Source organism: Streptomyces sp. NPDC056128 (assembly GCF_042263835.1).
GTDB lineage: Bacteria > Actinomycetota > Actinomycetes > Streptomycetales > Streptomycetaceae > Streptomyces.
The window spans coordinates 74181-95927 of the sequence record NZ_JBHJVQ010000029.1 but is presented as its reverse complement, the minus strand read 5'-3'; the positions used below and the strand labels follow the sequence as shown (position 1 = coordinate 95927).

19 protein-coding genes are annotated in these 21747 nt (G+C 73.2%); 11 read left to right on the top strand and 8 right to left on the bottom strand.

Translation table 11 applies throughout. From position 1 onward, the window contains the following. Positions 1–7: 7 nt before the first annotated feature. Positions 8–1246, bottom strand: a complete 1239-nt coding sequence (locus ACFC1X_RS33480) for an ROK family protein (RefSeq protein WP_376361168.1) — start codon at positions 1244–1246, stop codon at positions 8–10. Positions 1247–1283: 37 nt separating this feature from the next. Then, entirely contained in the window at positions 1284–1934 is a 651-nt protein-coding gene (locus ACFC1X_RS33475; RefSeq protein WP_376361165.1) for an alpha-ketoglutarate-dependent dioxygenase AlkB, read from the bottom strand. 98 nt (positions 1935–2032) lie between these two features. Between ACFC1X_RS33475 and ACFC1X_RS33470 the strand changes: the two genes are divergently transcribed. After that, on the top strand, positions 2033–3169 hold the full coding sequence (locus tag ACFC1X_RS33470) for a methyltransferase (RefSeq protein WP_376361199.1): 1137 nt from the start codon (positions 2033–2035) through the stop codon (positions 3167–3169). Here the strand turns inward: ACFC1X_RS33470 and ACFC1X_RS33465 are convergent. Together ACFC1X_RS33465 and ACFC1X_RS33460 are read right to left on the bottom strand one after the other, a co-directional pair. Continuing rightward, on the bottom strand, positions 3159–4016 hold the full coding sequence (locus ACFC1X_RS33465; protein WP_376361162.1) for a ketose-bisphosphate aldolase: 858 nt from the start codon (positions 4014–4016) through the stop codon (positions 3159–3161). The genes ACFC1X_RS33470 and ACFC1X_RS33465 overlap by 11 nt on opposite strands. A gap of 91 nt (positions 4017–4107) precedes the next feature. Then, a complete protein-coding gene (locus ACFC1X_RS33460) occupies positions 4108–4989 on the bottom strand; it encodes an SIS domain-containing protein (protein WP_376361159.1) in 882 nt (293 codons plus the stop codon). Positions 4990–5119: 130 nt separating this feature from the next. On the opposite strand from ACFC1X_RS33460, the gene ACFC1X_RS33455 reads away from it, so the two are divergent. Further along, positions 5120–5905: a DeoR/GlpR family DNA-binding transcription regulator gene (locus tag ACFC1X_RS33455; RefSeq protein ID WP_376361157.1), complete on the top strand. Its 786-nt coding sequence runs from the start codon at positions 5120–5122 to the stop codon at positions 5903–5905. An 18-nt stretch (positions 5906–5923) separates the two neighbouring features. Here ACFC1X_RS33455 and ACFC1X_RS33450 read toward each other — a convergent pair whose 3' ends face one another. After that, positions 5924–6895 carry a hypothetical protein gene (locus ACFC1X_RS33450; RefSeq protein ID WP_376361155.1) on the bottom strand — a complete coding sequence of 324 codons (972 nt, stop codon included), beginning with the start codon at positions 6893–6895 and terminating at the stop codon, positions 5924–5926. A 208-nt stretch (positions 6896–7103) separates the two neighbouring features. Between ACFC1X_RS33450 and ACFC1X_RS33445 the strand changes: the two genes are divergently transcribed. From ACFC1X_RS33445 to ACFC1X_RS33435, 3 genes are all read left to right on the top strand, one after another. Beyond that, positions 7104–9380, top strand: a complete 2277-nt coding sequence (locus ACFC1X_RS33445; protein ID WP_376361152.1) for a heavy metal translocating P-type ATPase — start codon at positions 7104–7106, stop codon at positions 9378–9380. A 227-nt stretch (positions 9381–9607) separates the two neighbouring features. Further along, positions 9608–10303: a phosphatase PAP2 family protein gene (locus tag ACFC1X_RS33440; protein ID WP_376361149.1), complete on the top strand. Its 696-nt coding sequence runs from the start codon at positions 9608–9610 to the stop codon at positions 10301–10303. A gap of 172 nt (positions 10304–10475) precedes the next feature. Beyond that, positions 10476–11540: an ABC transporter permease gene (locus ACFC1X_RS33435; protein ID WP_376361147.1), complete on the top strand. Its 1065-nt coding sequence runs from the start codon at positions 10476–10478 to the stop codon at positions 11538–11540. Between the two features lie 19 nt (positions 11541–11559). Here the strand turns inward: ACFC1X_RS33435 and ACFC1X_RS33430 are convergent, their stop codons facing one another. Beyond that, entirely contained in the window at positions 11560–12027 is a 468-nt protein-coding gene (locus ACFC1X_RS33430) for a MarR family winged helix-turn-helix transcriptional regulator (RefSeq protein WP_376361144.1), read from the bottom strand. A gap of 161 nt (positions 12028–12188) precedes the next feature. On the opposite strand from ACFC1X_RS33430, the gene ACFC1X_RS33425 reads away from it, so the two are divergent. Together ACFC1X_RS33425 and ACFC1X_RS33420 are read left to right on the top strand one after the other, a co-directional pair. Continuing rightward, a complete protein-coding gene (locus ACFC1X_RS33425; RefSeq protein WP_376361141.1) occupies positions 12189–13124 on the top strand; it encodes an NADP-dependent oxidoreductase in 936 nt (311 codons plus the stop codon). A 177-nt stretch (positions 13125–13301) separates the two neighbouring features. Next, positions 13302–14507, top strand: coding sequence for a cysteine desulfurase-like protein (locus ACFC1X_RS33420; protein ID WP_376361139.1), 1206 nt, complete (start codon positions 13302–13304; stop codon positions 14505–14507). 22 nt (positions 14508–14529) lie between these two features. On the opposite strand, the gene yicI is transcribed toward ACFC1X_RS33420, so the two are convergent. Beyond that, positions 14530–16800 carry an alpha-xylosidase gene (gene yicI / locus ACFC1X_RS33415; protein ID WP_376361136.1) on the bottom strand — a complete coding sequence of 757 codons (2271 nt, stop codon included), beginning with the start codon at positions 16798–16800 and terminating at the stop codon, positions 14530–14532. A 284-nt stretch (positions 16801–17084) separates the two neighbouring features. Between yicI and ACFC1X_RS33410 the strand changes: the two genes are divergently transcribed. The 4 genes from ACFC1X_RS33410 (at position 17085) to ACFC1X_RS33395 (ending at position 21315) form a co-directional block, all read left to right on the top strand. Then, positions 17085–18299: an ABC transporter substrate-binding protein gene (locus tag ACFC1X_RS33410; RefSeq protein WP_376361133.1), complete on the top strand. Its 1215-nt coding sequence runs from the start codon at positions 17085–17087 to the stop codon at positions 18297–18299. Positions 18300–18310: 11 nt separating this feature from the next. After that, positions 18311–19216 carry a carbohydrate ABC transporter permease gene (locus ACFC1X_RS33405; protein ID WP_376361130.1) on the top strand — a complete coding sequence of 302 codons (906 nt, stop codon included), beginning with the start codon at positions 18311–18313 and terminating at the stop codon, positions 19214–19216. Between the two features lie 6 nt (positions 19217–19222). Next, entirely contained in the window at positions 19223–20050 is an 828-nt protein-coding gene (locus tag ACFC1X_RS33400) for a carbohydrate ABC transporter permease (protein WP_376361128.1), read from the top strand. 92 nt (positions 20051–20142) lie between these two features. Beyond that, positions 20143–21315, top strand: a complete 1173-nt coding sequence (locus ACFC1X_RS33395; RefSeq protein WP_376361125.1) for an MFS transporter — start codon at positions 20143–20145, stop codon at positions 21313–21315. 13 nt (positions 21316–21328) lie between these two features. Here ACFC1X_RS33395 and ACFC1X_RS33390 read toward each other — a convergent pair whose 3' ends face one another. After that, positions 21329–21721: a MarR family winged helix-turn-helix transcriptional regulator gene (locus ACFC1X_RS33390; RefSeq protein ID WP_376361122.1), complete on the bottom strand. Its 393-nt coding sequence runs from the start codon at positions 21719–21721 to the stop codon at positions 21329–21331. Positions 21722–21747: the final 26 nt, after the last annotated feature.

Below are 21747 nucleotides of genomic sequence, written 5' to 3'. Positions count from 1 at the left end.
CCCCGCCCTAGGCCAGTGCGCCCAGCGGGTCGTCCAGGACCGGCTGCCAGGCCAACTCGGCCGCGCCGACCAGGCTGTTGTGGTCCAGGCCGCACGGCAGGATGGGGACGCCGCCGCTCTGGCCCCACAGGCTGCGGTCGGCGACGACCGCGCGCAGCCGCTCTGGGTCGGCGTCGAGGAGGGCGCGGTGGAGTCCGCCGAGGATGATGCGGTCCGGGTTGAGGATGTTCACCAGGCCGGCGAGACCCAGGCCGAGGCGGTCGATGAGGGCCTCGGTGGCGGTGCGGACGGCCGGGTCGGTGTAGTGGTCGCGGATCAGGTCGTAGGACTGCTGGAGCAGGGACACCTCCGGCCCCGGCTCGCGGCCGGCCGCCGTGAGGAAGGCCAGCGGGTCGGCCTCCACGTCCAGGCAGCCGCGGCTGCCGCAGTGGCAGGGGCGGCCCTCGGGGTTGACGGCGAGGTGGCCGACCTCCAGTGCGAGACCCGAACTGCCCATGTGCAGGCGGCCGTCGAGGACCAGGGCACCGCCGACGCCCCGGTGGCCGGTGGCCACGCACAGCAGGTCGCGCGCGCCGCGTCCGGCACCGTGCCGGTGTTCCGCGAGGGCGGCGAGGTTGACGTCGTTCGCGGCGAACGCGGGCCCCTCGATACCGGCGGCGCGCACCTGCTCGGCGAAGATCCGCCGCACGGGCGCGCCCGCGGGCCAGGCCAGGTGCAGCGGGTTCAGCGCCAGACCCTCCGGCTCCGCGACGGCGGACGGCACGGCGAGCCCCGCGCCGACGCAGCGCCGCCCGGTCTCCCGCAGCAGCTCCGCGCCCGCCTCGACGACGGAGCCGAGCACTTTCGCCGGGTCGGCGTCGACGACCTCGCACCCGGGTGCGGTGGCGACGATCCGGCCGCCGAGACCGACCAGGGCCGCGCGGAAGCCGTCGGCGTGGACCTGCGCGGCGAGCGCGACGGGGCCGTCCTCGGCGACCGCGAGGCGGTGCGAGGGGCGGCCCTGCGAACCGGCCGCCGCGCCGGGCCTGGCGTCGACCCGGATCAGGCCGAGCGCCTCCAGTTCGGCGGCGACGGCGCCGGCCGTGGCCCGGGTCACGCCGAGTTCCGCGGTGAGGACGGCCCTGGTGGGGGCGCGTCCGGTGTGCACGAGCTCCAACGCGGGTCCGAGCGCAGCGCGCCCCCGCTCCAGCCGCGTCCTCGAGGTGGTCCCTTCCCCCGCCGCCCGGGGGTCCGCCTTGCCGCTCATGGAGGGGAGTCTCCCATGATCCGCAGGTGTGGCGTGCCTAGAGGCCACTGACCCGGAGCGTGATGTTGAGCCGTCCGGTGAGCCCCAACTCGGGCGGTGCCGTGCCCGGGTGCACCCTCGGCACGCCGTGGTAGGCGAGCCGGGAGGGCCCGCCGAAGACGAACAGGTCGCCGCTGCGCAGTTCGACGTCGGTGTAGGGGCGGGTCCGGGTCTCCGGGTTGCCGAAGCGGAAGACGCAGGTGTCGCCGAGGCTCAGGGAGACCACGGGCGCGTCGGAGCGCTCGTCGGCGTCGCGGTGCATGCCCATGCGGGCGTCGGCGTCGTAGAAGTTGACCAGGGCGATGTCGTACGGCGCGTCCGCCGCGGCGTCGGCGCCCAGCGCGTCGGTCACCGCGCCGCGGCCCAGCTCGCCGAGCCAGGCCGGGAAGGGCTTCACCGGCGCACCGTCGCCGTCGACGACGGTGCGGGCGTAGGCGTACGGGTGCCAGTGCCAGCCGAGGCAGACCTGCCGGGCGGTCATGGTGCCGCCGCCAGGAGTGTGGACCGTGCGCAGTCCGGCCGGGGGGCGGGCCCACTCGCGGCAGGCGTGCAGCAGCTCGCGCTGCCGTCCGGGCGTCAGCCAGTCCGGCACGTGGACGGCACCGGGCGCGGTCTCGGTACGGCTCCTCGGGAACAGCTCGGAGTCCATGTCCCCATCCTGCCCGCGACGCCGCCCGGTCCGCGCGAGGGGGGTCTGAGCTGCGGCTCGGTTAGCCTGGGCGCACGATGAACGACCGCAGTGACCGTATGACGACGCCATGGGGCGAGCAGGTGCTGACCCGCTTCCCCGAGGACCCGCGCGACCGGCTCCGGGCCTGGGACGCCTCCGACGAGTATCTGCTCGGGCACCTCGCGGAGCGGGAGGTGCCGCTGACCGGCACGGTGGTGGTGCTCGGGGACCGCTGGGGGGCGCTGGTGACGGCGCTGGCGGGGCACCGGCCGGTGCAGATCACCGACTCCCACCTCAGCCGGGAGGCGGCGCGCGTCAACCTGGAACGGGCGGGCGCGGAGCCCGGCGCCGTGCACCTGCTGACCACGCAGGACCCTCCGCCGGACCGCGTCGACGTGCTGCTGGTGCGAGTGCCCAAGAGCCTGGCGCTGCTGGAGGACCAGTTGCTGCGGCTGGCGCCCGCGCTGCACGAGGGCACGGTCGTCGTCGGCGCCGGGATGGTCAAGGAGATCCACACCTCGACGCTCCGGCTGTTCGAGCGGATCGTGGGCCCGACCAGGACCTCGCTGGCCGTGAAGAAGGCCCGGCTGATCTTCGCCACGCCCGACCCCGCCCTGCGGCGGCCGGCCAACCCCTGGCCGCTCACCTACCGGCTCCCCGACGACGTCGGACCGCTGCTCTCCGGCCGGGCCGTCGTCAACCACGCCGGTGTGTTCTGCGCCGACCGGCTGGACGTCGGCACCCGGTTCTTCCTCCAGCACCTGCCGACGGCCGGTGGCGCCCGCCGGGTGGTGGACCTGGGCTGCGGCAACGGTGTGGTCGGTACGGCGATGGCGCTGGCCGACCCCGGGGCGGAGGTGCTGTTCACCGACGAGTCGTTCCAGGCCGCGGCCTCCGCCGAGGCGACGTACAGGGCGAACGGGGCGACGGGACAGGCGGAGTTCCGGGTGGGCGACGGGCTGGCCGGGGTGCCCGACGGCAGTGTCGACCTGGTGCTCAACAACCCGCCCTTCCACTCCCACCAGGCGACCACCGACGCCACCGCGTGGCGGATGTTCACCGGGGCGCGACGCGTGCTGCGCCCCGGCGGCGAGCTGTGGGTGGTCGGCAACCGGCACCTGGGCTACCACGTCAAGCTGAAGCGCCTGTTCGGCAACTGTGACCTGGTGGCGAGCGACAGCCGGTTCGTGGTGCTGAGGGCCGTCAGGACGTAGCGCCGACCACCTGGATGATCGTCGCCACCGTCCGTGCCATGGCCTCCCTTCCGGCGGTGAGGTAGCCGCGCGAGTCGACCGCGTCGGGGCGGGCGGCGAGGTGCTCCCGGATGGCGCCGGTCATGGCGATGTTGAGGGCGGTACCGACGTTGACCTTGGCGATGCCGCCCGCGACGGCCGCGGCGAGTTCGGCGTCCGGGACGCCGGAGGAGCCGTGCAGGACGAGCGGGACGTCCAGCGCGCTCGACAGTGCCCTCAGCAGGTCGTGGTCGAGGGCCGCGGTGCGGGTGGTCATGGCATGCGAGCTGCCGACGGCGACGGCCAGGGCGTCCACGCCGGATTCGGCGACGAAGGCGCGGGCCTCGGAGGGGTTGGTGCGGGCGCCTGGGGCGTGGGCGTCCAGCGGCGCCGCGCCGTTCTTGCCGCCGACCTCCCCCAGTTCGGCCTCGATCCAGAGCCCCTGGGCGTGCGCCCAGCCGACGGCGGCCCGGGTCGCCGCGAGGTTCTCCGCGTACGTCAGCCGGGAGGCGTCGTACATCACGGAGCTGAACCCGGCGTCCGGTGCCTGGCGCAGCAGGCCGTCGCTCTGGACGTGGTCGAGGTGCAGGGCGACGGGCACGGCCGCGCCCTCGGCGGCGGCGACGGCCGCAGCCGCCAGGGGCAGCAGGCGGCCGTAGCGGTACTTCACGGCGTTCTCGCTGACCTGGAGCACGACGGGCATGCGCACGGACTCGGCGCCGGCGACGACGGCCTCGATGTGTTCCAGGGTGATGACGTTGAAGGCGGCTACGGCGGAGCGTGCGGCCGCGGCGCGGCCGACCAGGTCGCCGGTGCTGGCGAGGGGCACGGTCTCTCCCTTCCCGGGCGTCGGGGCACGGGTGTCGGGGGCGGGCTCGGGGACGGGTGACGGGTGCGCGCGGCGGGTGCGCGCGGCGGCGTCAGGGGGCGAGGATCACCGAGCGGGTGAGGTGGCGCGGGCGGTCCGGGTCGAGGCCGCGGGCGGCGGCGACGGCGACGGCGAGGCGCTGGGCGCGGACCAGTTCGGCGAGCGGGTCCAGCTCCCCCGGCACCCACATCGCGCCGGTGTCGCGGACCTGGTCGGCCAGTCCCTCGGGTGCCTCGCCGAACATCCAGGTGGCCGTGCCGGCGGTGCTGATGCTGATGGGCCCGTGCCGGTACTCCATCGCCGGGTAGGCCTCGGTCCAGGAGAGGGACGCCTCGCGCATCTTGAGTCCGGCCTCGTTGGCCAGTCCGACGGTCCAGTCCCGGCCGAGGAAGGTGAACTGGGTGCGCTCGACCAGCCCTTCGGGCAGAGCGGCGGCGAGCGCCGTGCGGGCGTCGGCGACGACCGCGTCGGTGTGCAGGCCCAGGTGGGCGCGGAGCAGGGTGAGGGCGGTGGTCGCGAACCGGGTCTGGACGACCGACCGTTCGTCGGCGAAGTCGAGGACGACCACGTCGTCGGCGGCGGCCATGACCGGCGTCTCCGGGTCCGCGGTGATCGCTACGGTTCGAGCACTGCCCTTCAACTCCGCGAGCAGCTCCAGCACTTCGGTGGTGGTGCCGGAGCGGGTGAGGGCGACGACCCGGTCGTACGCGCGTCCCCGCGGGAATTCCGAGGCGGCGAACGCGTCCGTCTCGCCCTGGCCCGCGCCCTCGCGCAGCGCCGCCACCGACTGCGCCATGAAGTACGAGGTGCCGCAGCCGACGACGGCGACCCGCTCGCCCGCCGCGGGCAGCGCCGCCGTGTGCCCCGCCGCCTCCGCGGCGGCGCGCGTCCAGCACTCGGGCTGGCTGTTGAGTTCGTCCTCGACATGCGTCATGCCGCACACTCCCCGATCGACCGATCTGATTGTTCCTGCAAGATATAGCGAGCTTTCGAGCACAATCAAGCAATCCGGGGAAGTGAACCGTGCGCTAGGGTCGGCGGGAGATCGAGGAACGGAGGCGCGGATGTCGCGCGACGCCCGCTGGAAGGCGCTGCTGGAACTGCTCGTGGAGCGGGGCCGGCTGGACGTCGAGGAGGCGGCGACCGAGCTGGAGGTCTCGGCCGCGACGATCCGCCGTGACTTCGACCGGCTCGCCGAGCAGCAGATGCTCGTGCGCACGCGCGGTGGCGCGGTCGTGCACGGGGTGTCGTACGAGCTGCCGCTGCGCTACAAGACCGCCCGCCGCGCCTCGGAGAAGCAGCACGTCGCACAGGCGGTCGCCGCCCTGGTGGCGCCCGGGGAGGCGGTGGGACTGACCGGGGGGACGACCACCACGGAGGTGGCGCGCGCCCTGGCCGTGCGCGCCGACCTGGCCGCCGGGACGCCCGCGCTGACGGTGGTCACCAACGCGCTCAACATCGCCAACGAGCTGGCCGTGCGGCCGCAGTTCAAGATCGTGGTGACCGGCGGGGTGGCCCGGGCGCAGTCGTACGAGCTGATCGGGCCGCTCGCGGACGGCGTGCTGGGCCAGGTGACGCTCGACGTGGCGGTGCTGGGTGTCGTCGCCTTCGACGCCGCGCACGGTGCGGCGGCGCACGACGAGGCGGAGGCGGCGATCAACCGGGTGCTGTGCGAGCGCGCCGAGCGCGTGGTGGTGGCCGCCGACTCCAGCAAGCTGGGTCGGCGGGCGTTCGCCCGAATCTGCGCGACCGAGTCGGTGGACACGCTGGTCACGGACGTCTCGGCCGACCCGGAGCTGGTGCGCCAGTTCGAGGAGGCGGGGGTCCGGGTCATCACGGCCGGCGCGTAGGAGCGGTTCGCCGGACCCTCAGTGCCCGTGTCCGTCGCCGTGTTCGGTCGGCGAGGAGGGCGCCGGTTCCGACGCGTCCGGCGCCGCTCCGGCCCGCACGGTGAAGGCGGCGGTGTGGACCTCGCCCCGGTGCCGGAAGTCCAGGAAGAGGCGGTAGGTGCCGTCGCTGGGCGCGGTGGCCGTGAAGGAGATGTCCGGGCCGGGCCTGGTGGTCCCGTCGCCGGGCTCGCCGTTGGGATGGACGTGCAGGTAGGCGAGGTCACCGGAGCGCAGGGCGACGAGGTGGCCGTAGGCGCCGAGATAGGGCTGGAGGTCGTTGACGGGTTCGCCGTCGCGGGACACCTCGAACTTCAGCTCGCTCGCCTTGCCGGGGCGCAGGGATCCGGCGAGTTCGGCCTGGTAACCGTCGGTCCTGGCGGTGCCGTTGGGGGCGGGCAGGCGGGCGGGCTCGTAGCGGCCGGAGGCGGCGAGGTCGGCGCCGAGGGTGAGGTTCTCGGCATCCTTCTTCGCCGGGGTGAAGTCGGCGAAGACGCGGTAGCCGCCCGCGCGCGGCAGGTCGACGGGCGTGCTCCAGGTGCCGTCGGCGGCGCGGATGGGGTGCAGGTGGCGGTAGGTGACCAGGTCGCGTGAGGCCACGATGAGGTGGAGTTCCTTGTCGTGCTCGCGCTGGTACGCGGTGACGGCCCCGCCGCTCGCGTCCCGGACCGTGAAGCGCAGCTCTTCACGCTCACCGGCGCTGACGCGCGGGGTGGCGAGGTCGAGGGTGTAGCCCTTCTCGGAGACCTGGAGTCCGCCGGGCGGGGTGCTCTCGTACCCCTCGTGGCCGCCGCCCTCCGGCTCCCGGGGCGCCGGCCCGCCGTGCTCGTCGTGGGGCGCGGGCGGCGCGCTCTCCTCCACGACGGGGTCCACTCCCAGGCCGACGCCGTACGCGGTGCCGAAGGTCGCGGCTAGTGCGGCGGCGAAGGCGGTGATCCTCAGTCCGGTGCGCATGACGGTCGTCTCCTCGGGTTCCGGGCCTCCGGCTCGACGGCGAGTGGAGGACTCTTCCTGCATTTCACAATACCCCTAGGGGGTACTGAGTCAAGCGGGACGAACGCTTGCGTTCGATACCCCCTCTGGGTATACATGAATGCGGAGCGGGGATACCCCCTCCCCGTATGTGCTTCCCAGCACAGCCGCGCACGCGTCAGGAGCAGCCATGACCACCAGTACGACCCGCGCACCGGCCGAGGTGGAACTCGCCATCGGCGGCATGACCTGCGCCTCATGTGCCGCCCGGATCGAGAAGAAGCTCAACCGGATGGACGGCGTCAGCGCCACCGTCAACTACGCGACGGAGAAGGCCAAGGTCAGTTACGGGGGTGAGGTGTCCGTACCGGACCTGATCGCCACGGTCGAGGCGACGGGATACACGGCCCACGAGCCCGAGCCGGTACGTGCCGAGCCCGCGCCCGGCGCCGACACGGCCGCTCCCTCCGGGGACGGCGACGCGCTGCGGCTCCTGCGGCAGCGGCTGGTCACCGCCGTACTGCTCGCCGTCCCCGTCATCGCGATGGCGATGGTGCCGGCGCTGCAGTTCGAGTACTGGCAGTGGCTGTCGCTGACCCTGGCGGCGCCCGTGGTGACGTACGCCGCGTGGCCCTTCCACCGGGCCGCCCTCACCAACGCCCGGCACGGCGCGGCCACCATGGACACGCTGATCTCGGTGGGCACGTCGGCGGCGTTCCTGTGGTCGCTGTGGGCCTTGTTCCTCGGCACCGCGGGCACGCCCGGCATGACCCACCCCTTCGAGCTGACCATCGCCCGCGGTGACGGCTCCGGGAACATCTACCTGGAGGCGGCCGCCGGGGTGACCGCCTTCCTCCTCGCCGGGCGCTACTTCGAGGCACGCGCCAAGCGCAAGGCCGGCGCCGCGCTGAAGGCCCTGCTGGAACTGGGCGCGCGGGAGGTCACGGTCCTGGGCCCCGACGGCCGGGAACGGACGGTTCCCACGGCCGAGTTGGCGGTGGGCGACCGCTTCCTGGTCCGCCCCGGCGAGAAGATCGCCACCGACGGCACGGTCGTGGAGGGCTCCTCCGCGGTGGACGCCTCGATGCTCACCGGCGAGTCGGTCCCCGCCGAGGTCGGTGTGGGCGACGGCGTCACGGGCGCGACCCTGAACGCGGGCGGCCGGCTGGTGGTCGAGGCGACCCGCGTCGGCGCCGACACGCAGCTGGCCCGGATGGCGAGGCTGGTCGAGGACGCGCAGAACGGCAAGGCCGCCGCCCAGCGCCTCGCCGACCGCGTCTCCGGTGTCTTCGTCCCCGTCGTCATCGCCCTGGCGCTGGCCACCCTGGGCTTCTGGCTCGGCAACGGGTCCGGACCCACCGCCGCGTTCACGGCCGCCGTCGCCGTACTGATCATCGCGTGCCCCTGCGCCCTGGGGCTGGCCACGCCCACCGCGCTCATGGTCGGCACGGGCCGGGGCGCCCAGCTCGGCATCCTCATCAAGGGACCCGAGGTGCTGGAGTCCACCCGCAGGGTCGACACCGTCGTCCTCGACAAGACCGGCACCGTCACCACCGGCCGGATGACCCTGCTCGCCGTGCACACAGCCGGTGCCACCGAGGAGGACGACGTACTGCGCCTGGCCGGTGCCCTGGAGCACGCCTCGGAGCACCCGGTGGCCCGCGCGGTCGCCGACGGGGCGCTGGAGCGGCTGGGCGGCACCCTGCCCACCCCCGAGGACTTCGCCAACGTCCCGGGGCTCGGTGTGCAGGGCGTCGTCGACGGCCACGCGGTCCTCGTCGGCCGGGAGCGGCTGCTCACCGAGTGGGCGATGACCCTTCCGGCGGACCTGGCCCGTGCCAAGGGCGAGGCGGAGACGGCCGGGCGGACCGCGGTCGTCGTCGCCTGGGACGGGGAGGCGCGGGCGGTCCTGGAGGTCGCGGACGCGGTGAAGGAGACCAGCGCCGAGGCGATCGGCCGACTGCGCGCCCTGGGCCTGACGCCGGTACTGCTGACCGGGGACAACCGTGCCGTGGCCGCCTCCGTCGCCCGCGAGGTCGGCATCGACCCCGGGGCCGTCTTCGCCGAGGTGCTGCCCCAGGACAAGGTCGACGTGGTCAAGCGCCTTCAGGGCGAGGGACGTTCGGTCGCGATGGTCGGTGACGGCGTCAACGACGCCGCCGCGCTCGCCCAGGCCGACCTGGGGCTCGCCATGGGCACCGGCACCGACGCCGCCATCGAGGCCGGCGACCTCACCCTGGTCCGCGGCGACCTGCGCGCCGCCGCCGACGCGATCCGGCTGGCCCGCAGGACGCTGGGCACCATCAAGTCCAACCTGTTCTGGGCCTTCGCCTACAACATCGCCGCGCTGCCGCTCGCCGCGGCCGGACTCCTCAACCCGATGATCGCCGGTGCGGCCATGGCCTTCTCCTCGGTCTTCGTCGTCGCCAACTCGCTGCGCCTGCGGTCCTTCCGGGCCGCGGGCTGAGCGGGCACCACCTCGCCGGGCGCGGCGTCGGCTGAGCGCAACCGCCCGGCTCCGTTCCACGTACGGTCCCCGTTCCACGTACGGTCCCCGTCCCCCGGTCGGGCCCCGCCGACGCGCCGCGGGCGCGGAGGCGGACCAGGATGGTGCGGCGAGGGACCACGCCCGGTACACCGGCCGGCCCACGGCGCGCGGGGCGCCCGGGCCGTCTCCCCAGGGAGCAGGAGCCGATGATCAAACCCACCAGAGCCGACGGGGACGACGACACCGGCGGCCCGCCGGACCCGCTGCCCGCCCCCCGACGGACCCCCGTGCGGTCCCTCTCCGCCGTGCTCGGTGACCTGCGTGCCGTCGACGGCGCGCTGTACGCGGCGGTCGCCGCCACCTCCACGCCCACGCTCGACCGGGCGCTGCGCCGCCTCTCCCACGCCGCGGACCATTCGAAGGTCTCCCTCGGGATCGCCGCCGCCCTCGCCCTGAGCGGTGCGCGGGCGCGCCGGGCCGCGCTCGTCGGGGCCGGGGCGGTCGCCGTGGCCTCGGCCTCGACGAACCTGCTGGGCAAGCGGCTGGTGCGCAGGGCGCGGCCGGACCGGGAGTCGGCGCGGGTGACGGTGGACCGGTACGTGCCCATGCCGGCGTCGGCGTCCTTCCCGTCGGGCCACACGGCCTCGGCGGTCGCGTTCGCCACGGCCGTCGGCGTCGTCCTGCCCGCCGCCGCCGTACCCCTGGGCGCGCTGGCGAGCGCCGTCGGCTACTCCCGGGTCCACACCGGCGTGCACTATCCCGGCGACGTCGCCGCGGGCGCCGTCGTGGGCATCGCCAGCGCGGCGGCGGCGCTGGCCGCTGCGGCCGCCGCCCCGGTCTCGGGCGTGCGGTCGGTCTACTCGACGACGACGGCGCCGCCGCCCACTGTCGGTCCCGGGTAGTCGCTGCGGGGCCGGAGACCCACGGAGTGTCACGACGCGGCGGCCCGCACCCGGGGACCCCGCTCGGCGAAGTCCCGCGCCCGTGCCGGGGCCACCGCCCTCACGCTCCGTGCACCCCCGGGCGAGGGCGCTCCTGGTGCCCTTTCGGCCCGGCTGTGGAAGCGTCCGGATCATGGCCCACATGTCCCACGGCGCCCACGGCAGGTCTCCGACCCGCGGGCGGCGCTGGTCCACGTTCCGGCAGTCGCCGTTCTGGCCGGCCACGGTGCTGGTGCTGATCCTCGCCGCCGCTGCCGGTCTCTTCGCGGGCTCGTACACCTACTCGATGGCGGACCCGACGCCGCGCTCGATCCCGACGGCGGTGGTCGGCTCGTACGACGAGGCCCGCAGCCGGGCCTTTCTGGACGGTCTGGAGCAGGCGCTGAACGCCTCGGTGAAGGTGCACACCTACGACACCCGGTCCGCGGCGGTCGGGGCGCTGGAGGACCAGGAGGTCTTCGCGATCTTCGAGTTGCGCGCGGGGGGACGGACCGCCGTCCTCGACCTGTCGAGCGCGTCGGGCGCCTCGGTCGCCGAAGTGCTGTCCGACGCGGCACCGGTCGTGGGCCGGAAGACGGGCGTCCAGGTCACCGTCCGGGACATCAACCCGCTCCAGGAGGGCGACCCGCGCGGGCTGGCGATCTTCTACATCTCCCTGGCCGCGGTGATCATCGGTTTCGTCGGGGCGATCCAGCTCAGCGTGCACGCGCGGTCGCTGGTCCCCTTCGAGCGCATCCTGTTCACGATGGCCTACGCGCTGCTCGGCGGCTTCGCCATCGCCGCGACGGTGGACTGGCTGCTGGACGCGCTCGACCTGCCGTTCGTGGAGTCGTGGCTGATCCTGGCGCTCACCCTGTTCACCTCCGGCATGGTCTTCTCCATGTTCAACACCCTGTTCGGGCGCTGGGCGATGCTGCCGACCTGGGGGCTGATGGTGCTCCTCGGCAATCCCTCGTCCGGCGGCGCGGTGTCATGGCCGCTGCTGCCGTCGCCGCTGGGGGTGATCGGCCAGTGGCTGCCGCCGGGCGCCTCGGTCAACGCGCAGCACACGGCGGTGTACTTCCAGGGCCATCAGCACGTGTTCCCGTTCCTGGTGCTGGGCGGATGGGCCCTGTTGTCCTGCGCGGTCTTCTGGATCTGGCGGCACCGGCACCCCGGCGGGCGCGAGAAGGAGCCGGTGGCGGCGGAGGAGTCCTGAGACGGCGGCGCGCCGCGCCTCAGTCGAGTTCCTCGCGCACGGTCGCGGCGATGCGGGTGAGCGCGGCCCCGAGGTGGCGGCGCTGAGCGGCGGTCAGCGGATCGAACACGAGCCGCTTCACCTGCGCGACGTGTTCCGGCGCGCTCTCGACGAGCTTCTGCCGGCCGGCGTCGGTCAGGGTGGCGAGGGTGTACCGGCCGTCTCCGGGGTCGGGGCGGCGGGCGACCCAGTCGCGGACTTCGAAGCGGTCCATCACCTTCGACAGGCGGGGCTGGGTGCTGTCGCTGACCCGGGCCAGGTCGCTGAGCCGCATCGTGGCCTCCTCGGCCATGGACAGCTGGGCCAGCACCCCGTACTCGAAGTTGGAGATGCCCGCGTCGCGCTGCAACTGGCGGTCGAGGGCTGCCGGGAGGGCGATGACGACCGTGCGCAGCGCCTGCCACAGGTCCTGCTGGTCGTCGTCGAGCCAGGGTGACTGGGTGTCCATGAGCCTCATCATACTTGCCCGGGCAACCTGAATCACTTGCCTGGGCAACTCAACGTGAGCTAGCTTCTCACTTGCCTCAGCAAGTAAAAATACTTGCCTGGGCAAGTCAAGAATCCGATGACGCCCTGGCGAAGGCGTCAAGCACACCCTGAGGAACTGCCATGAAGGCCATACGTTTCCACGAGTTCGGCAGCAGCGACGTCCTGCGCTACGAGGACGTCGACCGTCCGGTCCCCGGCACCGGGCAGGTGCTGGTGCGCGTGGCGGCCACGTCGTTCAACCCCGTCGACGACCACATCCGCGCCGGTGTCCTGGCCGAGATGATCCCGATCGCGCTCCCCTACGTGCCGGGGATCGACCTGGCCGGCACCGTCGCCGGACTCGGCGCCGACGTCACGGGCCTGGAGGTGGGCGACCGGGTCGTGGCGATGCTGCCCCTCGACTCCGCCGGCGGCGCCGCCGAGTACGTGCTCGCCCCGGCCGCGTCCCTGGCCCCGGCGCCCCGGACGACCGAGCTTGCCGACGCCGCGGCGCTGCCGCTGACCGGTCTGGCGGCCTGGCAGACGGTGTTCGAGCTCGCCGAGCTGAAGCCCGGACAGACCGTCCTGGTCAACGGGGCGGGGGGCGCGGTGGGCAGCCTCGTGGTGCAGCTCGCCGTCGACGCGGGTGCGAAGGTGACCGCGGTGGACGCGCCGACGCACGCCGACCGCCTCCGGGGCTACGGCGCGGACCGCGTCGTCGGCCCCCTCGACCTCGCCGTGGGACCGGCCGCCGTGGGCGGTCCGTTCCAGGCCGTGGTGAACCATGTCCGCGTCTCCCCCGAAGAGCTGGCGCGGCTGACGGAGTACGTCGCCGACGGCGGGGTCGCGGCCAGCACGGCCGGCCCGATTCCCGAGGGCCCCGCCCGGGGCGTGCGGAGCGCGAGCCTGTGGGTCCGGGGCGACGGAGCCCAGCTGGCCGAGCTGGTGGCCAAGGTGGACGCGGGCACGCTCCGGCTGCACGTCGCCGCGCGCCGCCCGGTGGCCGAGCTGGCCGCCGTGCACGAGGACGCCGGCGCCGGACGGCTGACCGGCAAGACGGTCGTACTCGTTCCCTGACCGCGCCCGGACGGACCGGCTGCCCGCCGTGCGCTCCCCCGTCGGCGGGCGGCCCGGAATCCGGGCCCGCGTCGCGGTCCCGCCCGACCGCCCTGCCCGACCGCCCCGTCTGTTCCGAACGCGGCCCGGCTGCGATCATGAGGTCGGAGTTTCCGCCTTCGGTTGGTTGGAGTGCACATGGCCCTCGACGTCGACGCGATCCGCGCGCAGATACCCGCCCTGAAGTCCGGCTCCGCCCGTTTCGACGCGCCGGGCGGTACCCAGACCCCGCAGCCGGTGATCGACGCCATCGGCGAGGCGCTGGCCAACCCGCTGGCCAACCGGGGCCGGACGACCGAGGGCGAGCGCAACGCGGACGACATCGTCGCGGACGCCCGGAGCGCGCTGGGCGACCTGCTGGGCACCGAGCCGCGGGGGATCGTCCTCGGCCGCAGCGCCACCCAGCTCGCCTACGACCTGTCCCGGACGCTCGCCAAGGCGTGGGGGCCCGGGGACGAGGTGGTCGTCACGCGCCTCGACCACGACTCCAACATCCGGCCCTGGATCCAGGCGGCCGAGGCGGTGGGCGCGAGCGTGCGGTGGGCGGACTTCGACCCGGCCACCGGGGAGTTGCTTCCCGAGCACATCGAGGCGGTGCTCTCCCCGCGCACCCGGCTGGTCGCCGTGACGGCCGCCTCCAACCTGATCGGCACCATGCCCGACCTGCCAGGCATCGCCCGTCTGGCGCACGGAGTCGGCGCGCTGCTGCACGCGGACGCGGTGCACTACGCCTCGCACGCGGTCGTCGACCCCGTGGCGCTCGGCGCGGACACGCTGGTCTGCTCGCCGTACAAGTTCCTCGGTCCGCACCTGGGCGTGCTGGCGGCGCGGCCCGAGTTCCTGGAGACACTGCGCCCGGACAAGCTGCTGCCGTCCAGCGACGCCGTTCCCGAGCGGTTCGAGCTGGGCACGCTGCCGTACGAACTGCTGACCGGTACCCGTGCCGCGGTGGACTTCCTCGCCGGTCTGGAACCGAACGCGCACGGCGGCCGCAGGGAGCGGCTCGTCGCCTCCTTCGCCGCCCTGGAGGCGCACGAGGACGCGTTGCGCGGACGGATCGAGGCCGGGCTGGCGGACCTCGGCGGGATCACCGTCCACTCCCGCGCCGCGCGGCGCACGCCCACCCTGCTGTTCACCGTGGCGGGCCTGAGCCCGGCCGAGGTGTACCGGCGGCTCGCCGAGCGCGGGGTCGACGCGCCCGCCGGCACCTTCTACGCGCTGGAGGCCTCGCGCCACCTGGGCCTGGGCGACGAGGGCGCGGTCCGCGTCGGCCTCGCGCCGTACACCAGCGCCGACGACGTGGACCGCCTCCTGACGGCCCTCGCCGCTCTCACCACCGGCTGACCGGGAACCCCGGCGTCCGGGCTCACCCCAGCGGCACCGTCACCTCACCGCCGCCGCGCGCGCTCCCGCCGCCCGCGACCCGCACGGTGAACGGCCGGTCGGTGCCGGTGGCGGTGACCCGCAGGACGTCGCCGTCGCGCCGCACGCGGAAGGTGGCGGCCGGAGTGCCCAGCAGGTCGGGCACGGTGACCTCGGTCGCGTAGTCGGCGCCGGCGGGCGGGTGGACCAGCAGGGTCGGGTCGTCCAGCCAGTCGCCGTCGGGGCGCCGGTCGTCGGAGGCCAGCGGCAGGACCGCGCCCTCGCGGACGTACAGCGGCAGGCTGTCGAAGGCGTGCCGTTCGGTGCGCCAGGCCGGGCCGGTGACGCGCTCGCCGGTCAGGAGGTGGGTCCAGGTGCCCTCGGGGAGGTAGACCTCCACTTCGCCGTCCTCGGTGAAGACCGGGGCGACCAGGAGGTCCGGGCCGAGCATGTACTGGCGGTCCAGCGGGCGGCAGCCGGGATCGTGCGGGAACTCCAGGAGCATCGGACGCATCATCGGCACGCCGGTGCGGTGGGCCTCGGCGGCGACGCCGTACAGGTAGGGCATCAGGCGGTGCTTGAGGAGGGTGAACCGGCGGGCGACGTCGACCGCCTCCTCGCCGAACTCCCACGGCACCCGGTACGACGAGGAGCCGTGCAGCCTGCTGTGCGAGGAGAGCAGGCCGAAGGCCAGCCAGCGGGTGAAGACCGCGGCGTCGGGCGTGCCCTCGAAGCCCCCGATGTCGTGGCTCCAGAAGCCGAAGCCGCTCAGGGAGAGTGACAGTCCGCCGCGCAGCGACTCGGCCATCGCCTCGAAGGACGACCAGCAGTCGCCGCCCCAGTGGACGGGGTACTGCTGCCCGCCCGCGGTCGCCGAGCGGGCGAAGAGGACCGCCTCGCCCTGGCCGCGCTCCTTCTCCAGGAGTTCGAAGACGGTGCGGTTGAAGAGGTGGGTGTAGTAGTTGTGCATGCGCTCCGGGTCGGAGCCGTCGTGCCAGACGACGTCGGTGGGGACGCGCTCGCCGAAGTCGGTCTTGAAGGAGTCCACGCCCTGGTCGAGCAGGGGCTTGAGCTTCCCGGCGAACCAGTCGCGGGCGGCGGGGTCGGTGAAGTCGACCAGGCCCATCCCGGCCTGCCACAGGTCCCACTGCCAGACGTCGCCGTCCGGCCTGCGGACCAGGTGCCCGAGGGCGGCGGCCTCGCCGAAGAGCGGGGACTTCTGGGCGATGTAGGGGTTGATCCAGACGCTGACCTTCAGTCCCTTCGACTTGAGCCGGGCGAGCATGCCCTCCGGGTCGGGGAAGACGTCCGGGTCCCACTGGAAGTCGCACCACTGGTACTCGCGCATCCAGAAGCAGTCGAAGTGGAAGACGGTCAGCGGGATACCGCGTTCGGCCATGCCGTCCACGAAGGACGTCACCGTCCGCTCGTCGTACGACGTGGTGAAGGACGTGGTGAGCCAGAGGCCGAAGGACCAGGCCGGGGGGAGGGCGGGGCGGCCGGTGAGGGCGGTGTAGCGGGTGAGGACGTCCTTGGGGGTGGGCCCGGCGACGACGTAGTACTCCAGCGTCTGGTCCTCGACGCTGAACTGCACCTGGCCCACGGACTCGGAGCCGACCTCGAAGGAGACCGCGCCGGGGTGGTTGACGAAGACGCCGTAGCCGCGCGAGGAGAGGTAGAACGGGATGTTCTTGTAGGCCTGCTCACTGCTGGTGCCGCCGTCGGCCTGCCACATGTCGACGACCTGGCCGTTCTTGACGAACGGGGTGAAGCGTTCGCCCAGGCCGTAGACCTGCTCGCCGACGCCGAGCGAGAGGCGGCTCAGCATGTGGTGGGCGCCGTCGCCGGTGGTGGCGAAGGCGGTGCCCTTGGCGTTCGCCCGGGTCAGCTCGCGTCCGTCCGCGTCGTGGAAGGTCAGGCCCCAGGGCCCGGCGCGGTCCAGCCGGAGGGTGAGCGGGCCGCTGGTCAGCTCGGTGACGGTGCCGTCCTGGCGCACCACGCCGGCGCCGTCGGCCGGGTCCGCGAGGGCGAAGTCGGGGCCGGGCCCGCGTTTTCCGGCGTGATGGGTGACGCGGACGCCGATGACACCCTCGGCGGGCGAGAAGCATTCGACCGTGAGCAGCGGCGCGTTGAGCGTGTCCCCCCTCCGCGCCACCTTCTTCACGGCGGCATGGGCAGTGAAGCGCTTCGATTCCGGGCGTACATCGCGTACCTCGGTGGCGTACGAGAGATGCACACCCTCACGGATGAGCCAGAAGCCGTCGGTGAACTTCATGATCTTCCTCGGGTGGGGCGGGAGCTGTCGGATGGGGAGCGCAGGGGCCGTCTCACAGCATTTTGATCGTACACAGAACACCCCCCGGTTCCGAGGTGTTCACGCCAAGCCCAGCGCCTTGAACAGGAAGGATCACGGAAAACAACAACATCATCACCGCACGGAGCGAAGAGGCCGGGGTTGCCGCGGTCTAGCGCGGGAGCGGGTCCTTGACGTATTAGTCATCCCATCAAACAAAAAGGTCCGGCGGGGAAGCCGGACGGGACGACAGCAAGGGCCGCACCATGTCGAAGCGCTTCACCTCGCTCGCCACCGCTTCCGTGCTGGTCGCCGGGGCGGCGCTGGCCGGCTGCGGACAGCAGCGTGACGCCGACGTGTACACCGTGATGAATTCCTCGACCGACGAGTCCTACCACCGCTGGGACGCCGAGGCGATGGCTCGCTGCGGGGAGCGGCTGGGGGTCACCATCGAGCAGCAGAGCGTTCCGGCGGCGCAGGTGATGACGAAGGCGCTGCGCATGGCGTCGTCCAAGTCGCTGCCGGACATCGTGCAGTTCGACGCGTCCGAGATGCCGACGTTCGCCGAGGCGGGCGGTCTGGTCGACCTCGGGAGCCTTGGGCTGAGTACCGACGGCATACCCGACGGCATCGTCGAGTTCGGCTCCTACAAGGGGACGTACTACGGCGCGGCCCGGTCCGTGAACACGCTCGCCCTCTTCTACGACAAGGACGTCCTCGACGAGGCGGGCGTGCGAGTACCCACCACCTGGGCCCAGTTGCGGGAGACCGCGAAGCAGCTCACCCGGGGCGGGCGGTACGGGCTGGCGCTCAGCGCGGGCGGCGCGGAGGACGGCGTCTTCCAGTTCATGCCGTTCATGTGGTCCAACGGCGGCGACGAGACCGATCTGGACGGTCCGAAGGTGGTCGAGGCCCTCGACTACTGGAAGAGCCTGTTGCAGGACGGTTCGCTCTCGAAGTCGACGGTCAACTGGACGCAGGCGGACGTCAACGACCAGTTCATGGCCGGCAACGCGGCGATGATGATCAACGGGCCGTGGCAGGTGGAGACCCTCAACAGCGACGAGTCGCTGCACTGGGGCATCGCGCCGATCCCGGTCCCCCGACCCGGCGACGACTCGGTGGGCCCGCTCGGCGGCGCCGTGCTCACCGTGCCCAACACCGGAAACGAGGCGCGCGAGAGGACGGCCGGGCAGGTCGTGGCCTGTCTGTCGAGCGAGAAGGAGCAGCTGACCTACGCGCTCAACAGCTGGATGGTCCCGGCCAACGCCCGGGCCGCCGCCGCCTGGCGCGAACGGGTGCCCGAACTCGACCCCCTCGCTGACCAGGTGGCGGTCGCCCGGTCCCGGACGGCGAAGCTCGGCGCCGGCTGGTCGAGTGTGTCGCTCGCCCTGCAGAGCGCCTTCCAGTCCGCCCTGACCGGCCAGTCCAGTGAGTCCGCCCTGAAGCGCGCCCAGCAGCGGGCCACGAGCGGGAACTGAGGTACGCGCCCATGACCACGCCCACCGTCACCGCCCGGACCGGACGCCGTCACCGGCTCGCGCAGTGGGGGTTCGTCGCCCCCGCCGTCGTCTTCATGCTGCTGTTCTTCGGCTATCCGCTGGTCCGCAACGTCGTGATGAGCTTCCAGCACTACACGCCGAGGACCTTCTTCACCGGTGAGGCGCCCTTCAACGGGGCCGACAACTGGTCCAACGTGTTCCAGGACGCGCTGTTCGGCAAGGCGCTGTGGCACACGCTGGTGTTCACGGCCGGGTCGCTGCTCGGGCAGTTCTGCATCGGGCTGGCGCTCGCGGTCTTCTTCAGCCGCCGCTTCCCGCTGAACGGTGTGCTGCGTTCGCTGATCCTGCTGCCCTGGCTGGTGCCCATGGTGGTCTCCGGCATCGTGTGGCGGCGCATCCTCGACCAGGACACGGGCGTGCTGAACTCGTTCCTGGACACCCTCGGGACCGGCGGTCACACCCCCTGGCTGACCAGTCCGGACCTCGCCCTGCTGTCGGTCGTCCTGGTCAACGTCTGGATCGGCAGCCCGTTCAACATGGTCATCCTGTACGGCGGCCTCCAGGAGATCCCGAAGGAGCTGCACGAGGCGGCCGCCCTGGACGGCGCGTCGGCGTGGCGGACCTTCCGCTCCGTCACGCTGCCGGTGCTCAGGCCGGTCGTCACGGTCGTGCTGGTGCTGGGCTTCATGTCGACGGTGAAGATCCTGGACCTGATCCTCGCCCTGACCGACGGCGGCCCGGCCGACGCCACCCAGACGCTGGGCACGCTGACGTACCAGAACTCCTTCGTGCAGCTGGACTTCGGCGCGGGCGCCGTGGTCGGCAACGTACTCATCCTGATCTCCGCCGTGTTCGCGGTGTTCTATCTGCGGGCCAACCGCACCGAGGGGAAGTGACCGACGATGGCCACCCAGACGCCCACCGCGTCCCGGCGCCGCTGGGGCTCCACCGTCGCCGGCGTGCTCGTCCTCGGCGTGATGCTCTTCCCGCTGTACTGGATGCTCAACACCGCGCTCCAGCCCGAGTCGGGGCTGCTCCGGGTCGAGCCGGTGCCAGGCGCCCTTGACCTGTCCGGCTTCTCCAAGGCGATCGGCGACCAGGGCGGGCACCTGCTGACCTCGCTGGCCGTCTCGCTCGGCGCGGTCGCCCTCTGCCTGGCGATCTCGGCGCCGGCGGCGTACGGGCTCGCGCGGTTCGGGCTGCGCGGCTCGCGCACCATCGTGTTCGGCACCCTGATCACCCAGATGGTGCCGGGCATCGTCATCGCCAACGCGCTCTACAACTCGTACGTCGACCTGGGCCTGGTCAACTCCTACTTCGGCCTGATGCTGGCGGACGCCTCGCTGGGCATCCCGTTCTCCATCGTGCTGATGCGCTCCTTCATGGTGTCGATCCCGGGCGAGGTGATCGAGGCCGCGCAGATCGACGGGGCCGGGCCGGTGCGGACGTTCGCGCGGGTGGTGCTGCCGATGAGCCGCAACTCACTGATCACCTCTGGACTGTTCGCGTTCCTGTTCGCGTGGAGCGACTTCATGTTCGCGCTGACCCTGAACACGACCGACGAGGTCAAGCCCGTCACCCTGGGCGTCTACCAGTACATCGGCGCGCACGTCGGCGACTGGGGCTCGGTCATGGCCGCCTCCGTGCTCTCCGCGGTACCGGCGGCGATCCTGCTCGTCCTCGCCCAGAAGTACATCGCCGCCGGGATCACCGGCGGCTCCGTCAAATGACGCGGGCGGAGAACCGTGCCTTGCCGCGATCCCCGTCCGGCGCCTAGCCTGACTTTGTGCCGCAAATAAACAAAACCCGATCGCACAGCGCCGTGCCGGGTCCCCGCGACGATCTCACCCGCCTGCGCATCGCCCTGACCGCCTTCTTCGCCCTCGACGGCTTCGTCTTCGCCGGCTGGGTGGTCCGGATCCCCGCCATCAAGGAGCAGACCGGGGCCTCCGCCAGCGCCCTGGGGCTGGCCCTGCTCGGTGTCTCGGCCGGTGCCGTCGTCACCATGACGCTCACCGGCCGGCTGGTCCGCCGCTACGGCAGCCATCCGGTCACCGTCGCCTGCGCGGTCCTGCTCTGCCTGAGCATCGCCCTGCCCCCGCTCACCCACTCGGCGCTCGCCCTGGGCGCCGTACTGCTGGTCTTCGGCAGCGCGTACGGCGGGATCAACGTCGCCTTCAACAGCGCCGCCGTCGATCTGGTGGCCGTGCTGCAGCGGCCGATCATGCCGAGCTTCCACGCGGCGTTCAGCCTCGGCGGCATGGTCGGCGCCGGACTCGGCGGGCTGGTCGCCGGGTCGCTGTCCCCCACGCGGCACCTGCTCGGCCTCACGCTGCTCGGACTGCTGGTCACCCTCGTCGCGGGCCGCGCCCTGCTGCGCTGCGAACCCGCCGTGCCGCCCGACCGCCCGGCCGGGGACGACGGCTCCCCGCGCCGCCTCGACCGCCGGACCCGCCGCCTGGTCATCACCTTCGGGCTGATCGCCCTGTGCACGGCGTACGGCGAGGGCGCCATGGCCGACTGGGGCGCCCTGCACCTGGAGCAGGACCTGGACGCCTCGCCGGGCATGGCCGCGGCCGGCTACTCCTGCTTCGCCCTCGCCATGACCGTCGGCCGGCTGACCGGCACGACCCTGCTGGAGCGGCTGGGCCGGACCACCACGGTGGTGGCGGGCGGTACCACCGCCGTGGCCGGGATGCTGCTCGGCTCGCTCGCTCCGTCGGTGTGGGCGGCCCTCTTCGGTTTCGCGATCACCGGGCTCGGACTCGCCAACATCTTCCCGGTCGCCGTCGAACGGGCCGGCGCGCTGGGCGGACCGAGCGGGGTGGCGACCGCGTCCACGCTGGGATACGGCGGCATGCTGCTCGGGCCGCCCGCGATCGGCTTCATGGCGGACTGGTTCTCGCTGCCGGCCGCGCTCACCAGTGTGGCGGCGCTCGCGGCGGTGGCGGTGCTCGTCGCCGTGGCGACCCGGAGCGCGGCGGTGGAGGGCTGAGGCGCGGGGACGGTCAGCGCGCCAGCATCCGGTTCAGCACGGCACGCTGCACCGGGAGCGCCACACCGTGCCGGGCCCGCCCCTCGGCGGTGAGCGCCACCCGCACGCCCCGCCGGTCCTCCGGGCACAGGGAGCGTTCGACGAGGCCGTCCTTCTCCAGGCGGGCGACCAGCCGGGACAGCGCGCTCTGGCTCAGATGGACCCGCTCGGAGATCTGCTGCACCCGGTAGCCGCAGGAGCCGTCGGCGTCCGGTGAGCCCGCCAGGATGTCGAGCACCTCGAAGTCGCTGCCGCACAGGCCGTGTTGGTGCAGCGCGCGGTCGAGTTCGCACTGGGTCCTGGCGTGCAGTGCCAGCATGTCGCGCCACCGCGCGACGAGCGCCTGTTCGGACCTGTCCCCCGCCATGGGCGCACCGTAGCAGAGCGCGCGCG